The 21,131-nt window shown below is 69.7% G+C and carries 14 protein-coding genes, 1 tRNA gene and 1 rRNA gene; 3 read left to right on the forward strand and 13 right to left on the reverse strand.

Features of this window, described 5'->3' with window-relative positions:
- Window positions 1-187 precede the first annotated feature (187 nt).
- Window positions 188-1,030: an Fpg/Nei family DNA glycosylase gene (locus H305_RS0122365; protein WP_028802352.1), complete on the forward strand. Its 843-nt coding sequence runs from the start codon at window positions 188-190 to the stop codon at window positions 1,028-1,030.
- 32 nt (window positions 1,031-1,062) lie between these two features.
- Window positions 1,063-1,824 (forward strand): SDR family NAD(P)-dependent oxidoreductase, encoded by a 762-nt coding sequence (locus H305_RS0122370; RefSeq protein WP_028802353.1) that lies wholly within the window; start codon window positions 1,063-1,065, stop codon window positions 1,822-1,824.
- A 3-nt stretch (window positions 1,825-1,827) separates the two neighbouring features.
- On the opposite strand, the gene H305_RS46780 is transcribed toward H305_RS0122370, so the two are convergent.
- The 10 genes from H305_RS46780 to H305_RS0122420 all read right to left on the reverse strand — a co-directional run bounded on the left by H305_RS46780 (window position 1,828) and on the right by H305_RS0122420 (window position 16,725).
- Window positions 1,828-2,061, reverse strand: a complete 234-nt coding sequence (locus H305_RS46780) for a hypothetical protein (protein WP_037764891.1) — start codon at window positions 2,059-2,061, stop codon at window positions 1,828-1,830.
- Between the two features lie 98 nt (window positions 2,062-2,159).
- The gene (locus tag H305_RS0122380) at window positions 2,160-2,630 is read right to left on the reverse strand and encodes a Dps family protein (protein WP_028802354.1); all 471 of its coding nucleotides are present in this window, start codon (window positions 2,628-2,630) and stop codon (window positions 2,160-2,162) included.
- 232 nt (window positions 2,631-2,862) lie between these two features.
- Complete coding sequence (locus tag H305_RS0122385; RefSeq protein ID WP_028802355.1) at window positions 2,863-3,240, reverse strand: helix-turn-helix domain-containing protein; 378 nt, start codon at window positions 3,238-3,240, stop codon at window positions 2,863-2,865.
- Window positions 3,241-3,349: 109 nt separating this feature from the next.
- Entirely contained in the window at window positions 3,350-3,895 is a 546-nt protein-coding gene (locus H305_RS0122390) for a CinA family protein (RefSeq protein WP_028802356.1), read from the reverse strand.
- The gene (gene pgsA / locus H305_RS0122395) at window positions 3,892-4,614 is read right to left on the reverse strand and encodes a CDP-diacylglycerol--glycerol-3-phosphate 3-phosphatidyltransferase (protein ID WP_028802357.1); all 723 of its coding nucleotides are present in this window, start codon (window positions 4,612-4,614) and stop codon (window positions 3,892-3,894) included. The genes H305_RS0122390 and pgsA overlap by 4 nt, the downstream gene beginning before the upstream one ends.
- A complete protein-coding gene (gene rimO, locus H305_RS0122400; protein ID WP_028802358.1) occupies window positions 4,611-6,089 on the reverse strand; it encodes a 30S ribosomal protein S12 methylthiotransferase RimO in 1,479 nt (492 codons plus the stop codon). The genes pgsA and rimO overlap by 4 nt, the downstream gene beginning before the upstream one ends.
- Before the next feature lie 93 nt (window positions 6,090-6,182).
- A complete protein-coding gene (locus H305_RS0122405) occupies window positions 6,183-7,049 on the reverse strand; it encodes a helix-turn-helix domain-containing protein (RefSeq protein ID WP_028802359.1) in 867 nt (288 codons plus the stop codon).
- A 264-nt stretch (window positions 7,050-7,313) separates the two neighbouring features.
- Window positions 7,314-10,046 carry a DNA translocase FtsK gene (locus H305_RS0122410; protein WP_051370829.1) on the reverse strand — a complete coding sequence of 911 codons (2,733 nt, stop codon included), beginning with the start codon at window positions 10,044-10,046 and terminating at the stop codon, window positions 7,314-7,316.
- A 151-nt stretch (window positions 10,047-10,197) separates the two neighbouring features.
- Window positions 10,198-10,881, reverse strand: a complete 684-nt coding sequence (locus H305_RS0122415; protein WP_028802361.1) for a response regulator — start codon at window positions 10,879-10,881, stop codon at window positions 10,198-10,200.
- A gap of 342 nt (window positions 10,882-11,223) precedes the next feature.
- Window positions 11,224-16,725: a HAMP domain-containing protein gene (locus H305_RS0122420; RefSeq protein WP_028802362.1), complete on the reverse strand. Its 5,502-nt coding sequence runs from the start codon at window positions 16,723-16,725 to the stop codon at window positions 11,224-11,226.
- 318 nt (window positions 16,726-17,043) lie between these two features.
- Between H305_RS0122420 and H305_RS0122425 the strand changes: the two genes are divergently transcribed.
- Window positions 17,044-19,791 (forward strand): SpoIIE family protein phosphatase, encoded by a 2,748-nt coding sequence (locus H305_RS0122425; RefSeq protein ID WP_028802363.1) that lies wholly within the window; start codon window positions 17,044-17,046, stop codon window positions 19,789-19,791.
- A gap of 123 nt (window positions 19,792-19,914) precedes the next feature.
- On the opposite strand, the gene H305_RS0122430 is transcribed toward H305_RS0122425, so the two are convergent.
- The 3 genes from H305_RS0122430 to rrf all read right to left on the reverse strand — a co-directional run bounded on the left by H305_RS0122430 (window position 19,915) and on the right by rrf (window position 20,985).
- Window positions 19,915-19,987, reverse strand: a tRNA-Thr gene (locus H305_RS0122430).
- Between the two features lie 104 nt (window positions 19,988-20,091).
- Window positions 20,092-20,754, reverse strand: coding sequence for a DegT/DnrJ/EryC1/StrS family aminotransferase (locus tag H305_RS0122435; RefSeq protein WP_028802364.1), 663 nt, complete (start codon window positions 20,752-20,754; stop codon window positions 20,092-20,094).
- Window positions 20,755-20,868: 114 nt separating this feature from the next.
- Window positions 20,869-20,985, reverse strand: a 5S ribosomal RNA gene (gene rrf / locus H305_RS0122440).
- Window positions 20,986-21,131 lie beyond the last annotated feature (146 nt).

Raw genomic sequence — 21,131 nt, forward strand, 5'->3', positions numbered from 1 at the left:
CACACATACACCCGCACGCGCCGCACCCCGCACACTCGCACCCCGCACACTCGCACCCCGCACGCGCCGCACCCCGCACACTCGCACCCCGCACGCGCCGCACCCCCACACCCCGCGAGTGCACCCCACGCCCATCCCCCACAAGCACCCACGCCCACCACCCCCCGACGCGTGCCACCCTGGAGCCATGCCCGAAGGAGACACCGTCTGGCAGGCCGCGAAGAGGCTGCACACCGCCCTCGCGGGAAAGGTGCTGGTCCGTTCCGACCTGCGGGTGCCCCGGTACGCCACCGCCGACCTCACCGGCCGCGCCGTCCTGGAGGTCGCCCCGCGCGGAAAGCACCTCCTCACCCGGATCGAGGGCGGGCTGACCCTCCACTCGCATCTGCGGATGGACGGCTCCTGGAAGGTGTACGCGCCCGGCCAGCGCTGGAGCGGTGGCCCCGCGCACCAGATCCGGGCCGTCCTCGGCACCGCCGACCGCACGGCCGTCGGCTACCGCCTCCCCGTACTGGACCTCATCCGCACCGGCGAGGAGGAGCGGGCGGTGGGCCACCTCGGCCCCGACCTCCTCGGCCCGGACTGGGACCCGGACAAGGCCCTCGCGAACCTCCTCCGCGACCCGGCCCGCCCTCTCGGTGAGGCCCTGCTGGACCAGCGCAATCTCGCCGGGATCGGCAACGTCTACAAGAGCGAGCTGTGCTTCCTGCTGGGCGTCACCCCCTGGCTCCCCGTCAGCGACCTTCCCGCCGACCGCGCGGCTCAACTGCCGGTCCTCGCCAAGAGGCTGCTGGAGGCCAACCGCGACCGCCCCACCCGCGTCACCACGGGACGCCGCGACCAGAACCTGTTCGTGTACGGCCGCACGCCCCGCCCCTGCCTGCGGTGCGGCACCCCGATCCGGTCGGCCGACCAGGGAGACGGTTCCCGCGAGCGCTCCACGTACTGGTGCCCGAGGTGCCAGCCGGGCCCCACCCCGCCGCCGGGTGCCGGGCGACTGCGTACAAGTCCCCGGCACACAGCTAATTGACGACCCGTCAGAAACCCTCGTACCGTCACTTCATGCCCCTCACGGCGTACGACCTCACCGGACGCACCGCATTCGTCACCGGCGCCGCCAGCGGCATCGGCCGCGCCTCCGCCCTGCTGCTCGCCCGGGCCGGGGCCACGGTCCATTGCGCGGACCGCGACGCACAGGGCCTGGACCGGACGGCCGTGATGATCAAGGACGAGGGCCGCACGGCCCACACGCACCCGCTCGACGTCTCCGACCGCGCCCAGGTCCAGCAGGCCGTCGCATCCTGCGAGCGGCTGGACGTCATGGCCGCGGTCGCCGGGATCATGCACAGCAGCCCGGTGCTGGAGACCCGGGACGAGGACCTCGACCGCGTTCTGAACGTCAACTTCAAGGGCGTGTGGTACGCCTGCCAGGAGGCCGCTCGCCTGATGATCGCGAAGGGCATCAGGGGGAGTGTCATCACGATGGCGTCCGGCGCCATCGACACCGGCGGCCCTGGACTGTTCTGCTACGGGGCGGCGAAGGCAGCCGTGGTGCAGCTGACGAAGACGCTGGCCACCGAGGTCGGCCCGCACGGCATCCGGGTCAACGCGGTCGCGCCCGGCTGGACCCGTACGGCGATGACCGATCGTCACGGGGAGGCGCAGGCACACACGGAGGCGTTCATGGCGCGCCTGTCACCACTGGGCCGGGTCGGCGAACCGGAGGACATCGCCCACGCGGTGCTGCATCTGGCCTCCGACGCCTCGGCGTTCACCACGGGTCAGATCCTGCGCCCCAACGGCGGCGTGTCGATGCCCTGGTAGCGATCACGAGTCCGACCCCGCCTGCCGCGCGGCCACGGCGACCCGCGCCGGCCTCGCGGCACGCGTCCGGGACTTCGGCACGCAGTGCACCGGCAGCACGCTCAGGCCCCAGCCGCCGGCAGCGACCGCGCCCTCCAGCATCCCGGCGCCCGGCACCAGCGCGAGCCTGAGCACGCTCCACCACCACAGCGCCCCCAGCCCCAGTGCGGCCCCCCGGCGCGCTATTCGCCCTGCCATGCCGCCACCTCCAGCCCGACGCTAGATCGCTGCCCCGGCACACGAGCAGGGCACACCGGCGCCACGCGGGCACACCCCGGGCGCAGCCCCGCGGACGGTCACCCGTTCTCCGCCTGGAACATCCAGTGATGCTTCTCCAGGTCGGCCGTGATTCCGATGAAGATGTCCTGGCTCACCGGGTCCGGCTCCGCCGTGGCCTCCACCCGCTCACGCATCCGCGCGATCACCGCGCCCAGCGCGTCCACGAGCGTCTTCACGGCGTCGGTGTCCCTCACCCAGCCCTCCGGCGTCACGTCGATGCCGGAACTGGTGGCCACGGTCGAGGCCCGACCGTCCGGCGAGACTCCGAGCGTCGCGGCGCGCTCGGCCACGGTGTCGGAGTGCAGCCGAGCGGTGTCCACGACCTCGTCGAGCTGGAGGTGGATGGAGCGGAAGCGCGGCCCCACCACGTTCCAGTGGACCTGCTTGGCCACGAGCGAGAGGTCCACCAGGTCGACCAGTGCGCCCTGCAGCGCATCGGCCACGGTCTTCAGGTCCGCGTCGGACAGCGGGCTCTTCACGACGTACATCCACATCCTCCGATTACGACGACGATCGCGATCAAGACGTCCGGCGACGGCCGCCGGGCGCCACCGAGCTGCCCCTCCACCATGGCCGCCGCGCCGGATACCGGCAAATGGACGCATAGAGGACACCCGCACAACGCGAAAACCCCGGCCGCACTCCTCCAGGTCTCCCCGGACAAGCCCCGGCCGGGGCTCTCACACACTTCCTCGGCCCACGAGCGTGAGCCCGCGGGCGTCAGGCGGCGACGACGTCGACCGCTTCTGTAGGCGCCTTGATCGTGACCCGTTCCGGTGGCACACCGGTCACCGACACGGAATTGAGCATCGGGCGACGTACCGGTGCGGGCACCGGTTCGGTGGCCGCAGCCGACTGTGCCAGCTCGGCGAGGGCGAGCTCGTCGCTCACTTCCCGCATGAGCTCGGACATCCGTACGTCCAGCGCGTCGCAGATCGCGGAGAGCAGCTCGGAGGATGCCTCCTTCTGCCCCCGCTCCACCTCGGAGAGATAGCCGAGTGAGACTCGGGCGGACGAGGAGACTTCGCGCAGAGTACGGCCCTGGCGCTGGCGCTGCCGACGCAGCACGTCACCCAGCAGGCGACGGAGCAGAATCATCGGTGGCTCCCTCCTCGGACCGCGTAGCCGCATCCTTCACGCCCCACCGTACCGCCTCGCGCCGCGGCCGTGCGGGGAGCGATGTCGTGTTCACTCAGGGCTGCAAACATCAAAACCCCCCGTTCTGTTCCGTATCCTGTGCCCGCTCGTTCCCGGTCTGTTCGCCCGCCAGCTCCTTCAGGAGCAGTGCGAGTACGCTCCGTACACTCTCCATACGGATTTCCGCCCGGTCGCCGTTCAACCGCAGCGGTATCACTTTCCCGCCATGAGCGGGTTCAAAAGTCGTCGGGGAAGGCGCTTCGACAGCCACGAAGACGGTGCCGACCGGCTGGCCGTCCTGCGGGTCCGGACCGGCCACACCGGTGGTCGCGATCCCCCAGTCCGCGCCGAGCGCATGGCGCACACCGACCGCCATCTGGGCCGCGACCTGCGGATCCACCGCACCGCGCTCGGCCAACAGAGTGGCGTCGACGCCGAGCAGCTCATGCTTGAGCTCGGTGGCGTACGCGGTCACGGAACCCCGGAACACCTTGGAGGCTCCCGGAACCGCGGTGATCTCCGCGGCGACCAGGCCACCGGTGAGCGACTCCGCGACGGCCAGGGTCTCACCCCTCACCGTGAGTAGTCGCACCACGTCAGTGGCCGGGGAAGTCACCGCTCCGCCTCCTCCGCAGCCGCCCGGCGCTCCGCGATTCCGCGCCTGCGCAGCACAATGGCCTGTCTCACGTAGTCGAGCCCTGTGACGACGGTGAGGACGACCGCCACGGCCATCACCCAGAACCTCAGGGTGGCCAGCGGTCCCGTCAGTGCCAGCACGTACATGCCGACGGCCGTGCCCTGGGCCAGCGTCTTCATCTTGCCGCCGCGGCTGGCCGGGATGACCCCGTACCGGATCACCAGGAAACGCATCAGCGTGATCCCGAGCTCCCGCCCGAGGATCACCCCGGTCACCCACCAGGGCAGATCGCCGAGGTACGAGAGGCAGATGAGCGCCGCGCCCATGATCGCCTTGTCGGCGATGGGGTCGGCGATCTTCCCGAAGTCGGTGACGAGGTCGTACGTCCGGGCCAGGTGACCGTCGAAGATGTCGGTGATCATGGCGACGGCGAAGGCCGCCCAGGCCCAGGCACGCCAAGCCGGGTCGTACCCACCGTCGGCCAGCATCAGCGCGACGAAGCCGGGGACGAGGACCAGCCGGACCATGGTCAGAATGTTGGCGATGTTCCAGAGGCTGGCCTCGTTGACGGCGGCAGCGCCCAGTTTCCCGCCGCGCACCGGCTTGGCACCTCCCGGAGCGCCGGATGTGCCGGGGGCGCCCGCCGCGCCCTGCGCGCTGGAGGAGCCGCCCGCCGCAGACGCCGGGACTCCGGTCATCTGCCCGCCTCCTCAGGACACGACAGCGAGCCCACCAGGAGAGGCTCGGCCACCAGGTCGACACCTTCCGTGCCGACCACCTTCGCCTCGACGACATGGCCCACGGTGAGCCCCTCGCCGCTCGTGAACAGCACCTGCCCGTCCGTCTCCGGCGCCTGGTGAGCGGCACGGCCGTAGGCGCCGTCCTCGTCGTCCAGGGACTCCACGAGCACGTGCAGGGTCTCTCCGACCCGCTCCTCGGCGCGCTGCGCGACGAGCTCCTCGGCGAGGCGCGAGACGCGCGCGAGGCGATCGGCGACGACGTCCTCGGCGAGCTTGTTCTCGTACGTCGCCGCCTCGGTGCCCTCCTCGTCGGAGTACCCGAAGACGCCGATGGCGTCGAGGCGCGCACCCGTGAGGAAACGCTCCAGCTCCGCGAGGTCGGCCTCGGTCTCGCCGGGGAAGCCCACGATGAAGTTGGACCGCACACCGGCCTGCGGGGCCTTGGCGCGGATGGTGTCGAGCAGCTCCAGGAAGCGGTCGGTGTCGCCGAAGCGGCGCATCGCCCGCAGCACGCCGGGCGCGGAGTGCTGGAAGGACAGGTCGAAGTAGGGCACCACGTTCGGTGTCGAGGTGAGCACGTCGATGAGGCCGGGGCGCATCTCGGCGGGCTGGAGGTAGCTGACGCGGACGCGCTCGATGCCGTCGATCTCGGCGAGCTCGGGCAGCAGCGTCTCCAGGAGGCGGATGTCGCCCAGGTCCTTGCCGTACGAGGTGTTGTTCTCGGAGACCAGCATGATCTCCTTGACGCCCTGCTCGGCGAGCCAGCGGCTCTCGTTCAGCACGTCGCTGGGGCGGCGCGAGATGAAGGAGCCGCGGAAGGACGGAATGGCGCAGAACGAGCAGCGCCGGTCGCAGCCGGAGGCGAGCTTCACCGAGGCGACGGGCGAGCCGTCGAGACGGCGGCGCAGGGGTGCGCGGGGGCCGGACACCGGGGCCACACCCTCGGGGAGGTCCGCGGGTGCGCCGTGGCCGGGAAGGGCCACCTCCTCGCCGGCGGTCTGCCGCTCGGCGGGGCTGATCGGCAGCAGCTTGCGCCGGTCGCGCGGGGTGTGCGAGGCGTGGACGCCGCCGCTCAGAATGGTCTGGAGGCGGTCGGAGATGTCGGCGTAGTCGTCGAAGCCGAGCACGCCGTCGGCCTCGGGCAGGGCCTCCGCGAGTTCCTTGCCGTACCGCTCGGCCATGCAGCCCACCGCCACGACGGCCTGGGTTCTGCCGTGCCCCTTGAGATCATTGGCTTCGAGGAGGGCATCGACGGAGTCCTTCTTCGCGGCCTCGACGAAGCCGCAGGTGTTGACGACCGCGACGTCCGCTTCCTCGGCGTCCTCCACGAGTTGCCAGCCGTCCGCCTCCAAGCGGCCTGCGAGCTCCTCCGAGTCCACCTCGTTACGGGCGCAGCCAAGGGTGACGAGTGCGACGGTACGGCGTTCAGGCATGGGCTCAAGACTACTTTGTCTCTCCGACAGCCCACGTCGACGGGGTTGGCCGATCTTGGCCAACCCCGTACCGGCTGTCCCCCTTCGGACGGTTTATCCGACCTGGGGGTCACCCTTGGTGTAGGTGAGACGCTCGACCGCGCCGGGCTGGAAGTCGTCCTCGATCTTCTTGCCGTTCACGTACAGCTGGATGGCTCCCGCGTCCCCGAGGATCAGGTTGATCTTCGAGTTGTCCTGGAAGGTCTTGGACTCGCCCTGCTTCAGCAGGCCGTCGAAGAGCATCCGGCCGTTGTGGTCCTTGGCGGAGATCCAGCTGCGTCCGTCGGCGGCGCTGACCTGGACGGTGACCTTGTCCTGCGGCGCGGCCGCGATGGCGCTGTCCGAGGGGTCGGGCTTGGGGTCGGCGGGCTTGGTGGTCTCGGGGCCGGCCGAGGAGGCGGTCTTGCTGGCGGTCGGCTTGGATCCCTCGGCGACCTGTGTCTTCGAACCGTCCTCGTCGCCGCCACTGCCCTTGACGACGGTGAACCCGACGAAGCCGATCACCGCGACGATCGCGGCGACCATGGCGGCGGTCCAGTTCGGCCCGCGCCGCTCTGGGCGGATACGTTCCGCCTCGAAGAGCGGGGCGGCCGGCGTGGGTGCGGGGCGCCCGCCGTGCTCGGCGTCGTACCGGGCGAGCAGGGGGGCCGGATCGAGGTGGACGGCGCGGGCCAGGGTCCTGATGTGACCGCGGGCGTAGACATCGCCGCCGCAGGGGGTGAAGTCGTCCTGTTCGATCGCGTGGACGATGGCGATGCGGACCCTGGTGGCGTTGGTGACGTCGTCGACGCTCAGTCCCGCCTCGATGCGTGCCTGCTTGAGGGCACGGCCGATCGAGAGGAACTGCTCGGCATCGCGGTCGTCTTCGAACGGACGCTCGTCTTGGGGGAAGTTGCCGTCAGGGGAGTTGCCGATGGACACGGGGGCGCCTTTCGAGCGTGTAGCCACCTGTGCTGGACGTTCAGTCTAGGGGGGGTACGAAAGGGTGGGGCAACCGGGCGGTAGGACTTTGTACGCCATCAGAATGGCCGGTCATCCTGATGTCGGGGCACCTTGGCGCCCCTTCGCTCAACTTGACGTGCGACGGCGGGAAACGGTTGCTCGCGGTTTCCTTACAGGTGGGTCACGTTCGAATACCCGCGTGTCGCGGACTCATCCGTCCGGTGACCGACCTGTCCTGTTTCCTTACGCTTCAGCTTCCCCACGAATCACGGCGAGCACTCCATCGAGTTCGTCCGCCTTCACCAGGACGTCGCGCGCCTTGGACCCTTCGCTGGGGCCGACGATGTTGCGCGACTCCATGAGGTCCATCAGTCGACCGGCCTTCGCGAAACCGACGCGCAGCTTGCGCTGGAGCATCGAGGTCGATCCGAACTGCGAGGTGACGACCAGTTCGGCGGCGGCGCACAGCAGGTCGAGGTCGTCGCCGATGTCCTCGTCGATCTCCTTCTTCTGCTTGGCGCCCACGGTGACGTCGTCCCGGAAGACGGGCGCCATCTGGTCCTTGCAGTGCCGGACGATTGCCGCGACCTCGTCCTCGGTGACGAAGGCGCCCTGCATACGGGTCGGCTTGTTCGCTCCCATCGGCAGGAAGAGTCCGTCGCCCTTGCCGATCAGCTTCTCGGCGCCCGGCTGGTCGAGGATGACCCGGCTGTCGGCGAGCGAGGAGGTGGCGAAGGCGAGCCTGGAGGGCACATTGGCCTTGATGAGACCGGTGACGACGTCGACGGACGGCCGCTGCGTGGCGAGCACGAGGTGGATGCCGGCCGCGCGGGCGAGCTGGGTGATGCGGACGATCGCGTCCTCGACGTCGCGCGGGGCGACCATCATCAGGTCGGCGAGCTCGTCGACGATCACCAGCAGGTAGGGGTACGGCTGGAGTTCGCGCTCGCTGCCCTCCGGCAGCTTCACCTTGCCGTTCCTGATGGCCTCGTTGAAGTCGTCGATGTGCCGGTAGCCGAACGCCGCGAGGTCGTCGTAGCGCAGGTCCATCTCGCGGACGACCCACTGCAGGGCCTCGGCGGCCCGCTTCGGGTTGGTGATGATCGGTGTGATCAGGTGCGGGATGCCCTCGTAGGCGGTGAGTTCCACGCGCTTGGGGTCGACGAGGACCATCCGCACGTCCTCGGGCGTCGCGCGCACCATGACCGAGGTGATCAGGCAGTTGATGCACGAGGACTTGCCGGAGCCGGTGGCGCCGGCGACGAGGACGTGCGGCATCTTCGCGAGGTTGGCCATCACGTAGCCGCCCTCGACGTCCTTGCCGAGCGCGACCAGCATGGGGTGGTCGTCCTCCGCCGCGTCCGCGAGACGCAGGACGTCACCGAGGTTGACCATCTCGCGGTCCGTGTTCGGGATCTCGATGCCGACCGCCGACTTCCCGGGGATCGGGCTGATGATCCGGACGTCGGGACTGGCGACGGCGTAGGCGATGTTCTTGGTGAGGGCGGTGATGCGCTCGACCTTCACGGCGGGGCCGAGTTCGACCTCGTACCGCGTGACCGTCGGGCCGCGGGTGAAGCCGGTCACGGCGGCGTCGACCTTGAACTCCATGAAGACGTTCTGGAGGGATGCGACGACCGCGTCGTTGGCGGCGCTGCGCGTCTTGCCGGGGCCGCCGCGCTCCAGCAGGTCGAGCGACGGCAGTGAGTAGGTGATGTCGCCGGACAGTTGGAGCTGCTCGGCGCGCGGGGGAAGTTCGCGCCCCTCGTCGGGCGCGGCCTTGGTCAGGTCGGGCACGACGGAGTCGACCGGCAGGGCCTCCTGCTTGGGCGCCTTGGCCGCCTTGGGGCTCTTGGCGCGCGCGGCCGGTACGGGCGTCGTCTCCTCGTATCCGTCCCGCTCCACGCTGACACCCTGCGTGAGGTCGGCGACCAGCGGCGAGGGCGGCATGCCGTGCAGCACCGCTCCGTCGAGGGCGGCCGCCGCGGCGGCGGCGACGTCCACCGCGTCCATCGGGCGGTTCATGTCGGGCTGCTGCACGGCGGACCGCCTGGGGCGGCTCCGGCGCTTGCTGAGGGCGTCCTGCTCGGCGCTGTCCGGGTCGTAGGCCTCGGGGGCGCTCGCACGCCTGCGGGAGCGCACGGGAGTGGCCTCGCGCCACTGCTCGTCGTAGCCCTCGTCGCCGAGGTCGTCCTCGTCGGCGTCGGCCTGGACGACGCCGAGCCTCTGGCCGAGCATCCGCAGCCGCTGCGGAATGGCGTTCACCGGGGTCGCGGTGACGACCAGCAGCCCGAAGACGGTGAGCAGCACCAGGAGCGGTACGGCGAGGACGTCACCCATCGTGTACGTCAGCGGGGTGGACGCGCCCCAGCCGATGAGCCCGCCGGCATCCCTTATGGCCTGCATGCCGTCGCTGCGCGCGGGCGCACCGCACGCGATGTGGACCTGGCCGAGCACGCCGATCACGAGCGCGGACAGGCCGATCACGATGCGGCCGTTGGCCTCCGGCCTCTCGGGGTGCCTGATGAGCCGCGCGGCGATGACGCCGAGCAGTATCGGGACGAGCAGGTCGAGGCGGCCGAAGGCGCCCGTCACCAGCATCTCGACGAGGTCACCGACGGGGCCGCGCAGGTTGGACCAGGTGCCCGCCGCCGTGATCAGCGCCAGGCCGAGCAGCAGGAGTGCGACCCCGTCCTTGCGGTGAGCCGGGTCGAGACCCTTCGCGCCCCGCCCTATGCCGCGGAACATCGCTCCCACGGCGTGCGCGACGCCCAGCCAGAGGGCGCGTACGAGTCTGTACACGCCCCCGGTCGGGTTGGGCGCCGGCGCGGGAGCGGGCTTCTTCGCCGCGGTCTTCTTGGCGGGCGCCTTCTTGGCGGCTGCCTTTTTCGCGGGGGCCTTCTTCGCCGGAGCCTTCGTCGGAGCGGCCGCCTTCTTCGCTGGCGGCTTCTTGGCTGCGGACTGACGTGAGGCCATGTGTGTGAGGTTACCGGTGGAGACGGCAGCGGACACGTGTGCCTACTGCTTCACCCGTTCGTGTCGCCTTTGCGAGGTAAAGGAACTGACGCCGCCTCACTCGGGAGGCGTGACGTCCGGGTTCGCCCTGGAGGGACGGGAGGGGCCGCGCTCAGTTCTGCGACGGCACCGAGGGTGCCCCGCTCCCCGTGCCCGGCTCCAGTGCGTCCAGCGCCCTGCGCAGGCCGGTGAGTTTGCGTTCGAGATGGGCCGCGGTGGCGACCGCCGCCGCGTCGGCGGAGTCGTCGTCGAGCTGCTTGGACAGCGCCTCCGCCTGCTCCTCGACGGCCGCGAGCCGCGCGGAGAGCTCGGCGAGGAGTCCGGCGGGCTCCTTGGCCTCGCCCAGCGCCGCCTTGCCCCCGCCCTCCAGCTGGAGGCGCAGCAGAGCCGCCTGCTCACGGAGTTGGCAGTTCTTCATGTAGAGCTCGACGAAGACGGAGACCTTCGCACGCAGCACCCATGGGTCGAACGGCTTGGAGATGTAGTCGACCGCGCCGGCCGCATAACCCCGGAAGGTGTGGTGCGGACCGTGGTTGATCGCGGTGAGGAAGATGATCGGGATGTCCCGGGTCCGTTCGCGGCGCTTGATGTGCGCGGCGGTTTCGAAACCGTCCATGCCCGGCATCTGGACGTCCAGCAGAATGACCGCGAAGTCGTCCGTGAGCAGCGCTTTGAGCGCTTCCTCCCCGGACGATGCCCGAACCAGTGTCTGATCGAGCGCGGAGAGGATCGCCTCCAGCGCCAGCAGATTCTCCGGCCGGTCATCGACCAGGAGGATCTTGGCCTTCTGCACCATGGCCCGCCCTCCTCGCCCCGGCATGGGGCCTCCCCTGTCCGAAGGACTTGAGGTGGCACCGGGCGCCGCCCCAGGGGACGACTCCCTTGCGTCGTCCGTCCTTGTGCCGGTCATGGTAGCCGCACCCCGCCTGTCGCCACACCCTGTCACCGCGATGTCACTGTGCACGTAGCAGAAACGCAGCGGGAGACCAGAAGGTTCCCCGTATCCCGTACTTCTACACGGCTTCAGGCACAGTCAGTTATACGACACAGGTCCCGCGGCGCCACCGGCGCGGCGCGCGGAACCAACCGTTCCGGTCGCTGACGGTGCGTGACGCCCGGAACGCCCGATCAGACTCGGTCACTCCCCATGCATCCACTGCTCCATCACCGTGAGCAGGTGATCGGGATCGACCGGTTTCGTCACATAGTCGGACGCACCCGATTCGATGGCCTTCTCCCGGTCGCCCTTCATCGCCTTCGCGGTGAGCGCGATGATCGGCAGCCCGGCGAACTGCGGCATCCGTCGGATCGCCGTGGTCGTCGCGTACCCGTCCATCTCCGGCATCATGATGTCCATCAGGACGACCGTCACGTCATCGTGCTGCTCCAGGACCTCGATGCCCTCACGGCCGTTCTCCGCGTACAGCACCGAGAGGCCGTGCTGCTCCAGGACGCTGGTCAGCGCGAACACGTTGCGGATGTCGTCGTCGACGATCAGCACCTTCTCGCCCTCGAAGCGGATGCCCCGCTGCGTCTGCGCCGGGGCCTCCGGCCGGCTCCCGGCCTGCCACTGCTCCTGTGCCGCCGCCGTGGCGCCCGGAGGCTGCTCGGGCAGCGCGGGCCGGTGTTCGGGCGCGGAGACCGCCCTGCGGCGCCGCCTGAAGAGCGCGGCCGCGCCGTTCTGGGTCTCCCGGTACGACTTCACCTCGGCCGGCGTCTCGATGTCGGACCCCGCCAGCTCCGCCTCGGACGCGAGCAGCTCCCCCGCCTCGAGGGCGGGTGCGAGCTGCCCGTAACCCTGCGGCGGCAGTTCGCTCGGGTGCAGCGGCAAATAGAGCGTGAAAGTGGAACCGCGTCCCGGCTCGCTCTGCGCGTGGATCTCGCCGCCCAGCAGCCGCGCGATCTCGCGGGAGATGGAGAGCCCGAGGCCCGTACCGCCGTACTTCCTGCTGGTCGTGCCGTCCGCCTGCTTGAAGGCCTCGAAGATGACGCGCATCTTGCTGGCCGCGATGCCGATGCCGGTGTCCGTCACGGAGAACGCGATCAGGTCGGCGTCGGCGTCGCGCAGCGAACCGGACTCCAGGAGCTGCTCGCGGATGGCCACCGGAACATCCCCGCCGGCGGGCCGGATCACCAATTCGACCGCTCCGGAGTCGGTGAACTTCACCGCGTTGGACAGCAGGTTGCGCAGCACCTGCAGGAGCCGCTGCTCGTCGGTGTGCAGAGTGGCGGGCAGCTCCGGCGAGACCCGTACGGAGAAGTCGAGGCCCTTCTCCGCGGTCAGCGGCCGGAACGTGGCCTCCACGTAGTCGACGAGCTGGACGAGCGCGATACGCGTCGGGGACACGTCCATCTTGCCCGCCTCGACCTTCGACAGGTCGAGGATGTCGTTGATCAGCTGGAGCAGGTCGGACCCCGCACCGTGGATCGTCTCGGCGAACTCGACCTGCTTCGGAGTGAGGTTCGTGTCCGCGTTGTCGGCGAGCAACTTGGCAAGAATGAGCAGGGAGTTGAGCGGCGTACGCAGCTCGTGCGACATGTTCGCCAGGAACTCGCTCTTGTAGCGCATGGACACCGCGAGCTGCTCGGCACGTTCTTCGAGGACCTGGCGGGCCTCCTCGATCTCGGTGTTCTTGACCTCGATGTCGCGGTTCTGCTGAGCCAGCAGCTCGGCCTTCTCCTCCAGTTCGGCGTTCGAGTCCTGGAGCGCCTTCTGCCGGTTCTCCAACTCTGCGGAACGTTCCCGCAGTTGCTCGGTGAGCTCCTGCGACTGCCGGAGCAGCACCTCCGTCTTGGTGTTGACGGAGATGGTGTTGACGCTCGTCGCGATCATCTCGGCGATCTGGTTCAGGAAGTCCTTCTGGATCTGCGTGAACGGCGTGAACGATGCCAGCTCGATGACGCCGAGCACGGTCCCCTCGAAGAGCACCGGCAGCACGATGACCTGTGCCGGGGGCGCCTCACCGAGCCCGGAGGAGATCTTCAGGTAGCCGCTGGGCGCGTTCTCCACGAGGATCGTGCGCTTCTCCTGGGCGGCCGTGCCGATCAACGCCTCGCCGGGCCGGAACGACGTGGGCATGGAGCCCATCGAGTAGCCGTACGACCCGAGCATGCGCAGCTCGTACGCCTCCTCGTCCTCGGTGCCCGGCTCCTTGCCGTCGACGAGCGGCATGGAGAGGAAGAACGCCCCGTGCTGCGCGGAGACCACGGGCGTGAGCTCGCTCATGATCAGTGAGGCCACGTCGTCGAGGTCGCGGCGGCCCTGCATGAGCGCGGAGATACGGGCCAGGTTGCCCTTCAGCCAGTCCTGCTCCTTGTTGGCGATCGTGGTGTCGCGCAGGTTGGCGATCATCTTGTTGATGTAGTCCTGAAGCTCCTGGATCTCGCCGGAGGCGTCCACGTCGATCTTCAGGTTCAGGTCGCCGCGGGTCACCGCGGTCGCCACGCGCGCGATGGCACGCACCTGCCGGGTGAGGTTCCCGGCCATCTCGTTCACCGACTCGGTGAGGTCGCGCCAGGTCCCGTCGACGTCACGCACGCGTGCCTGACCGCCCAGCTGCCCCTCGGTGCCCACCTCGCGGGCCACCCGGGTGACCTCCTCGGCGAAGGACGACAACTGGTCGACCATGGTGTTGATGGTGGTCTTGAGCTCCAGGATCTCGCCGCGCGCGTCGATGTCGATCTTCTTGGTCAGGTCGCCCTTGGCGATGGCCGTGGTGACCATCGCGATGTTGCGCACCTGGCCGGTCAGGTTCGACGCCATCCCGTTCACGGACTCCGTGAGGTCCTTCCACGTACCCGACACACCCGGTACGCGTGCCTGGCCACCGAGGATGCCGTCCGTGCCCACCTCGCGGGCCACCCGGGTGACCTGGTCGGCGAACGAACTCAGCGTCTTCACCATGGTGTTGACGGTGTCGGCGAGCTGCGCGACCTCGCCGCTGGCCTCGACGGTGACCTTCTTGGTCAGGTCGCCGTTGGCCACCGCGGTCGCGACCTGCGAGATGTTCCGCACCTGGTTGGTCAGGTTGTTGGCCATCACGTTGACGTTGTCGCTGAGGTCCTTCCAGATGCCCGTGACACCCGGTACCCGCGCCTGACCGCCCAGGTTGCCCTCGGTGCCCACCTCACGGGCCACCCGGGTCACCTGCTCGGCGAAGTTGGACAGCTGGTCGACCATCGTGTTGACGGTGGTGACCAGTTCGAGGATCTCGCCCTTGGCGTCGACGGTGATCTTCTTCGACAGGTCGCCCTTGGCGACCGCGGTGGTGACCTCGGCGATGTTGCGCACCTGGATGGTCAGGTTGTTCGCCATGAAGTTCACGGACTGGGTGAGGTCCTTCCAGGTGCCCGAGACACCCTGCACCTCCGCCTGCCCGCCGAGCATGCCCTCCGTGCCCACCTCACGGGCCACGCGCGTGACCTGCTCGGCGAAGTTCGAGAGCTGGTCGACCATCGTGTTGAGGGTGTTCTTCAGCTCCAGGATCTCGCCGCGCGCGTCCACGTCGATCTTCTGCGACAGGTCACCCCGGGCCACCGCCGTGGCCACCTGGGCGATGTTGCGCACCTGGGCGGTGAGGTTGCCGGCCATGCCGTTCACCGAGTCGGTCAGGTCGCGCCACACGCCGGCGACGCCGGGCACCTGCGCCTGACCGCCCAGACGGCCCTCCGTGCCCACCTCGCGGGCGACCCGGGTCACCTGGTCGGCGAAGGCCGAGAGCTGGTCGACCATCGTGTTGATGGTGTTCTTCAATTCCAGGATCTCGCCGCGCGCGTCCACGTCGATCTTCTGCGACAGGTCACCCCGGGCCACCGCCGTCGTGACCTGCGCGATCTGCCGCACCTGCGAAGTCAGGTTCCCCGCCATGAAGTTGACGGAGTCGGTCAGTTCCTTCCAGGTGCCGGACACGCCGTCCACCCGGGCCTGACCGCCGAGGCGGCCCTCCGTACCCACGTCACGGGCCATCCGCGTCACCTGGTCGGCGAAGCTCGACAGCTGGTCCACCATCGTGTTCACGGTGTTCTTCAGCTGGAGCATCTCGCCGGAGACGTCGACGGTGACCTTCTGCGACAGGTCTCCGTTGGCCACCGCCGTCGTCACCTGCGCGATGTTGCGGACCTGACCGGTCAGGTTCCGGAAGGCCGTGTTGACCGAGTCCGTGAGGTCCTTCCACGTCCCCGCCGCGCCCGGCACCTGCGCCTGGCCGCCCAGCTCACCCTCGACACCGACCTCGCGGGCCACCCGCGTCACCTCGGCGCCGAACGACGACAGCTGGTCCACCATCGTGTTGACGGTGTTCTTCAGCTCCAGCATCTCGCCGGCCACGTCGACGGTGACCTTCTGCGACAGGTCACCGTTGGCCACCGCCGTCGTCACCGCGGCGATGTCACGCACCTGGGTCGTCAGGTTGCGGAAGACCGTGTTGACGGAGTCCGTGAGGTCCTTCCACGTCCCCGCCGCGCCCGGCACGTTCGCCTGACCGCCGAGCCGGCCCTCGCCGCCGACCTCGTTGGCCACGCGCGTGACCTCGTCGGCGAACGTACGCAGCGTCTCGGTCATCTGGTTGATCGTCTCGGCCAGCTGCGCGACCTCACCGCGCGCACTGACCGTCACCTTCTGCGACAGGTCACCGCTGGCCACGGCGGTCGTCACCTGCGCGATGCCCCGCACCTGCGCCGTCAGGTTGCCGGCCATCAGGTTCACCGAATCGGTGAGGTCCTTCCACACGCCGGCCACACCCGGCACCTGCGCCTGGCCGCCCAGCTCGCCCTCCGTACCCACCTCACGGGCGACTCGCGTCACCTCGGAGGAGAAGGACGACAGCTGGTCCACCATCGTGTTGACGGTGTTCTTCAGCTCCAGCATCTCGCCGGCCACGTGAACCGTGACCTTGCGGGACAGGTCGCCCTTGGCGACCGCCGTCGTCACCAGCGCGATGTCACGTACCTGGGCCGTCAGCCGGTACGCCATGGTGTTGACCGAGTCCGTGAGGTCCTTCCACGAACCGGACATCCCACGGACCCGGGCCTGCCCGCCGAGCTTGCCCTCGGTGCCGACCTCGCTGGCCACCCGCGTCACCTCGTCGGTGAACGTGGACAGCTGGTCGACCAGATTGTTGACGGTCCGCCCGACCTTGAGGAACTCGCCGCGCAGCGGGTGCCCGTTGCCGTCCGCCGCCTGTGCGCGCAGTTCCATGCGGGGCGACAGATCGCCCTCGGCGACCGCGGAGAGTACCCGGCCGACTTCGGAGACGGGCCGTACGAGATCGTCGACCAGCGCGTTGGACGCGTCGATCGCGGCGCCCCAGGAGCCTTCGCAGGCGCCTGTTTCCAGCCGTTCCGTGAGCTTCCCCTCGCGTCCGACCATGCGACGCACGCGGGACAGCTCACCCGTCAGATGGAGATTCCGGTCGGCCACCTCGTTGAAGACCGCGGCGATCTCGGACATCACTCCGTCGCCGGAGACGGTGAGCCGCTTGCGGAAGTTGCCGTCCCGCATCGACACGAGGGCCGCCATCAGGCGGTTCAGGGCAGCGGTGTCGACCTCCGTCGTACCGTTGCGCGGTGTGCGCCCGTTCTCCAGGGACTGTCCGCCTTTCGCGCGCGTCTTACTGCCCCGCGTCGCTGCGCCAGACTCCACTGTGTCCCTCCCGCAAGGGTCGACCATTACTGCTCGGCGTACTCGGGTACTTCTGTTCGGCGTGCTGGACGGCATTCAGCCTGCCCGGACCTTCTCCATGAAGCCTGCCCAGTGTTTCACCCCGGCTGAACCAGGCCATAACAGTTCGGCAGCTTCGCACATCGTCCGCACACCCTCGGGCGGAAACACTGGTGACCGGCATCCGCATGGACGGCGAAGGTAAGTAACCTTGCATGCGGCTGTCCAGCCGTGCCGGTCCCGTCCGGCCTGGGCGGTGGCACGAGCACGAGCGGGCAGGCATCGGAGGGGCACCGCACCATGACCACCGGACTGCGTCCTGAGGGACACCCCCAGGATCCCCGGCCGTCGGGGAACCACGCCCTGCTCCGGCAGGAGCAGGTCGGCCACGGGGCCCTGCACGCAGACAACCGCACGAGGAGTTCTGTGATCACCGCGCGCGCGGCCGCCAGTTTCGAGCCCGTGGGGCGCTCCGTCGCGACCGCCCGCTCGTTCGTCCGTGACACCCTCCAGGGCTGGGGCTTCGGCGACATCGTCGACGATGCGGTGGTCCTGACCAGCGAACTCGTCACCAACGCCGTTGTGCACGCGGGCACCTCCGCGGACGTACTGTGTCTGCGCAGCGACGAGGGCGTACGCATCGAGGTGGCGGACCGCTACCCGGAACGCGAGATTCCACTCCAGGCGGCGGCCATCAATATGGGCAGCCCCGACCGCGAGGGCGGCCGCGGGCTCCAGCTGTGCGCCGCGCTGGCGGCCCGCTGGGGCGTCGAGTACACGCCGACGCACAAGCAGGTGTGGTTCCAGCTCGACCTCCCCGAGCGCCCGGTCGGCACCCGCGCGGCAGGCCCCTCCCTGCCCGCCGACCTCCTTCCGCTCGCCGACGGACGCGTCCGTGTCGCGGTCGTCCAGATCGACCGCTCCGGCTGCATCAGCGCCTGGAGCGAGGACGCGGAGGAGCTGTTCGGGTACGCCGCCGAGCAGGTCGTCGGCAAGCCCCTCACCGACCTCGCGGCCTGGCCGCACACGCCCGGCACCAGCACGGGCATCGCCGAGGCCCTCCAACTCTCCCGCTGGGAGGGCAGTTACGGCATCCGCGGCGCCGACGGCCGGGTGACACCCGTCTACGCCTCCCACCTCCGCGTCCGCGACACGGCCGGCGAGCCCTCCACGGTCTGCCTCCTCGTCCGTGACCACGAACGCGCCGTCCTCCAGACCCCTTTGCGTCTGCCCGCCTCGGACACGGCCGCCGGCCCCGAGGGCCCCACCGCGGACGCCTTCGAGGTCTTCATCGGCTCACCCGCCCCGGACGACCTCGACGGCCTCCTCCAGCGCACGGTGGAGCGCGCCCGGGACATGCTCGACGGCGACTCGGCCTTCCTCCTGCTGGCCACCGACGACGAGACGGAGCTGGAGGTACGGGCCTCGACGGGCCTGCCCTCCGCCCGCCAGCGCTTCGCCCGCGTCCCCGTCGAGGCGGGCCCCGGCCGCTACGGCTCGGCCCGCATGCCCGCCGTGCACGAGGACCTCACGGTCGTCCCCGGCGCCGTACCCCTGCTCGGCGGCACCGGCATGCGTTCGGTCGTCACGGTCCCGCTGAAGGTCGAGGGCCGTCTCACCGGCTCCCTCGGCGTCGCCGCCGAAGCGCCCGGCCGGTACTCCAACGAGGAGGCCCTGCGCCTCCAGTTCGCCGCCGATCGCATCGCTCTGGCGGTGGAATCCGCCCGCCTCGGCGAACTGGAGCGTCTGCGCCGCGGTTCGCTGAGCTTCCTGGTGGAGGCCTCCGACCTCCTCGCCGGCACCCTGGACCGCGACCAGACGCTGGCCCTCATGGCCCAGATGACCGTCCCGACCCTGGCGACCTGGTGTGCCGTCTACACGATCGCCGACCAGGCCTCCGAGCCCTACCTCTCGTACGTCCTGCACGAGGACGAGGAACGCATCGACGGCCTCAAGGCGCTCCTCGCGAAGATCGCCCCGCCGGACCCGGTCCCCACCCCGGGCGCCCGGGTCTGGTCTGCGCCCGCCGAGGCCGCCCATCAGGCGGCCCTGCGTTCCTCCATGCGCAGTCTTGGCCTGGGCGAGCAGCCTTCGGTGTCCTCCGGCATCGGCACGACGCTGGCGACGGCCTCCGCGGTCGGCGGCGAGACCGTCGTCCTCCCTCTGGTGGCCCGCAACCGCGTCATCGGCATGCTGACGCTCGGCAAGCCCTCGGACGAGCACTTCCGCCAGGAAATCCTGGAGTTGGCGGAGGACCTGTCCCGCAGGGCGGCCCTGGCACTGGACAACGCCCGTCTGTACTCGGAGCGCATGGCCATCAGCCAGTCCCTCCAGCGCAGCCTCCTGCCCCCGGAGCTCCCCCTCATCGACGGCGTCGAGGTCGAGGTCATCTACCGCGCGGCCGGCGAGGGCAACGAAGTCGGGGGTGACTTCTACGACCTCTTCCCGATCCGCGACGGCGCGTACGGCTTCGCCATCGGCGACGTCTGCGGCACGGGCCCGGAGGCCGCGGCGGTGACCGGTCTGGCCCGGCACGCGCTGAGGCTGCTGGCCCGCGAGGGCTACGGCGGTCCCGCGGTCCTGGAGCGCCTGAACTCGGCGATCCTCGACGAGGGTGCCCGCAGCCGCTTCCTGACACTCCTGTACGGCGAGTTGTGGCCCCAGGAGGACGGCTCGGCGGTCCTGAAGGTGGTCTGCGCCGGCCATCCGCTCCCGCTGCGCCTGCGCCAGGACGGCACGGTCGAACCGGCCGCGGAACCGCAGCCGCTGCTCGGCGTGATGGACGACCTGGAGCTGTACGAGCAGACCGTCACGCTCGACCCGGGCGACGTGCTGCTGTGCGTCACGGACGGCGTGACGGAGCGCCGCGAGGGCACTCGCATGCTCGGCGACGACGGTCTCGCGGACGTCCTCACCACCTGTACGGGTCTGACGGCCGGCGCTGTCGCGGCCCGCATCATGCGAGCGGTCGAACGCTTCGCCTCCGACGCCCCGTCGGACGACATGGCCATTCTGGCGATGCGCGTGCCGGGGCTTCAGAAGGACTGACACCGAGGACTGAAGGGCGGGGTCCACGAGCACTCGACGGCCGGGCCCCGCGCGCGCTGAACAGCCTTACCGTGGAAGGCATATGCAAAAGGCCCCGCCCACATGGGCGAGGCCTTTTCTCTGAGCCCCCAAACGGAATCGAACCGTTGACCTTCTCCTTACCATGGAGACGCTCTACCGACTGAGCTATAGGGGCCTGTTGCTTTCGGAGGTTTCCCCCCCGGCAACGGAATAGATCATACCCCGGACAGAGGCGTGCTCCTAATCGGTCCCGGTCAGTCCCTTTGGGGTTCCGGTAGGTCAGAATGCGGGCTGCAGCAGACCGCCCAGCGCGTTGCACGCGGAGACGATCCGGTGCATCTCCCGCTTCGTCAGCGCCGCGTCCACGGGCAGCGCGAGGGTCTCGTCGGCGGCCCGCTCCGTCTCCGGGAGCTGGATGTCGCGGCGGAAGGCGGGCATGCGGTGCACGGGGGTCTTCACCGGCACACGGCATTCAACTCCCCTGGCCCGCAGCGCCCGTGCGAACGCGTCACGGTCGGGGCGCCCGTTGCCCGGCACGCGCACGACGTACTGCTGGTACGTGTGCCCGTCACCGCCGTACGGCGTGCGCACTCCGTTCAGCCGTCCGTCGAGGTACGCGGCCCGCTGCCGGCGCTGCGCCGTCTCGTCGTACGGCGCCTCGGACTCGCCCTGTTCGAGCACCAGGAGTCCGTGCCGCTGCCCGATGTCCCTCAGCAGCGCCATGTCGGCCGTGCGCCCGAAGCGGTGTACGACGACGAGAGCGGCCGATCGGGGGGTGAGTACGGCTTCCGCCATGCTCGGGTCGAGGCAGTATGTCGCCGGGTCTATGTCGGCGAAGACCGGGGTCGCGCCGGCCTGGGTCACGGCCTCGGCAACCTCCACGTTGCCGAAGGCCGGCACTATGACCTCGTCGCCCGTCCCGACGCCCGCGGCCCTGAGCATTGCAGCAGTACCCATGTCACGGATGTTGGGCGCGCAACGTGAACGCGAAGTGACGCCAAACAAAAAAGAGCTGGTCCCCGAACCGAAGTTCGGGAACCAGCTCTTTCAATATTTGTTCGGCGGCGTCCTACTCTCCCACAGGGTCCCCCCTGCAGTACCATCGGCGCTGTAAGGCTTAGCTTCCGGGTTCGGAATGTAACCGGGCGTTTCCCTCACGCTATGACCACCGAAACACTATGAAACTGTCAACCGCACCATAGCCGTGGCCCGACTACGGGGTTGTTCGTGGTTTCAGAACCAACACAGTGGACGCGAGCAACTGAGGACAAGCCCTCGGCCTATTAGTACCAGTCACCTCCACGCCTTACGGCGCTTCC

It is taken from the genome of Streptomyces sp. 142MFCol3.1 (genome assembly GCF_000424945.1).
GTDB classification, from domain to species: Bacteria; Actinomycetota; Actinomycetes; order Streptomycetales; family Streptomycetaceae; genus Streptomyces; species Streptomyces siamensis.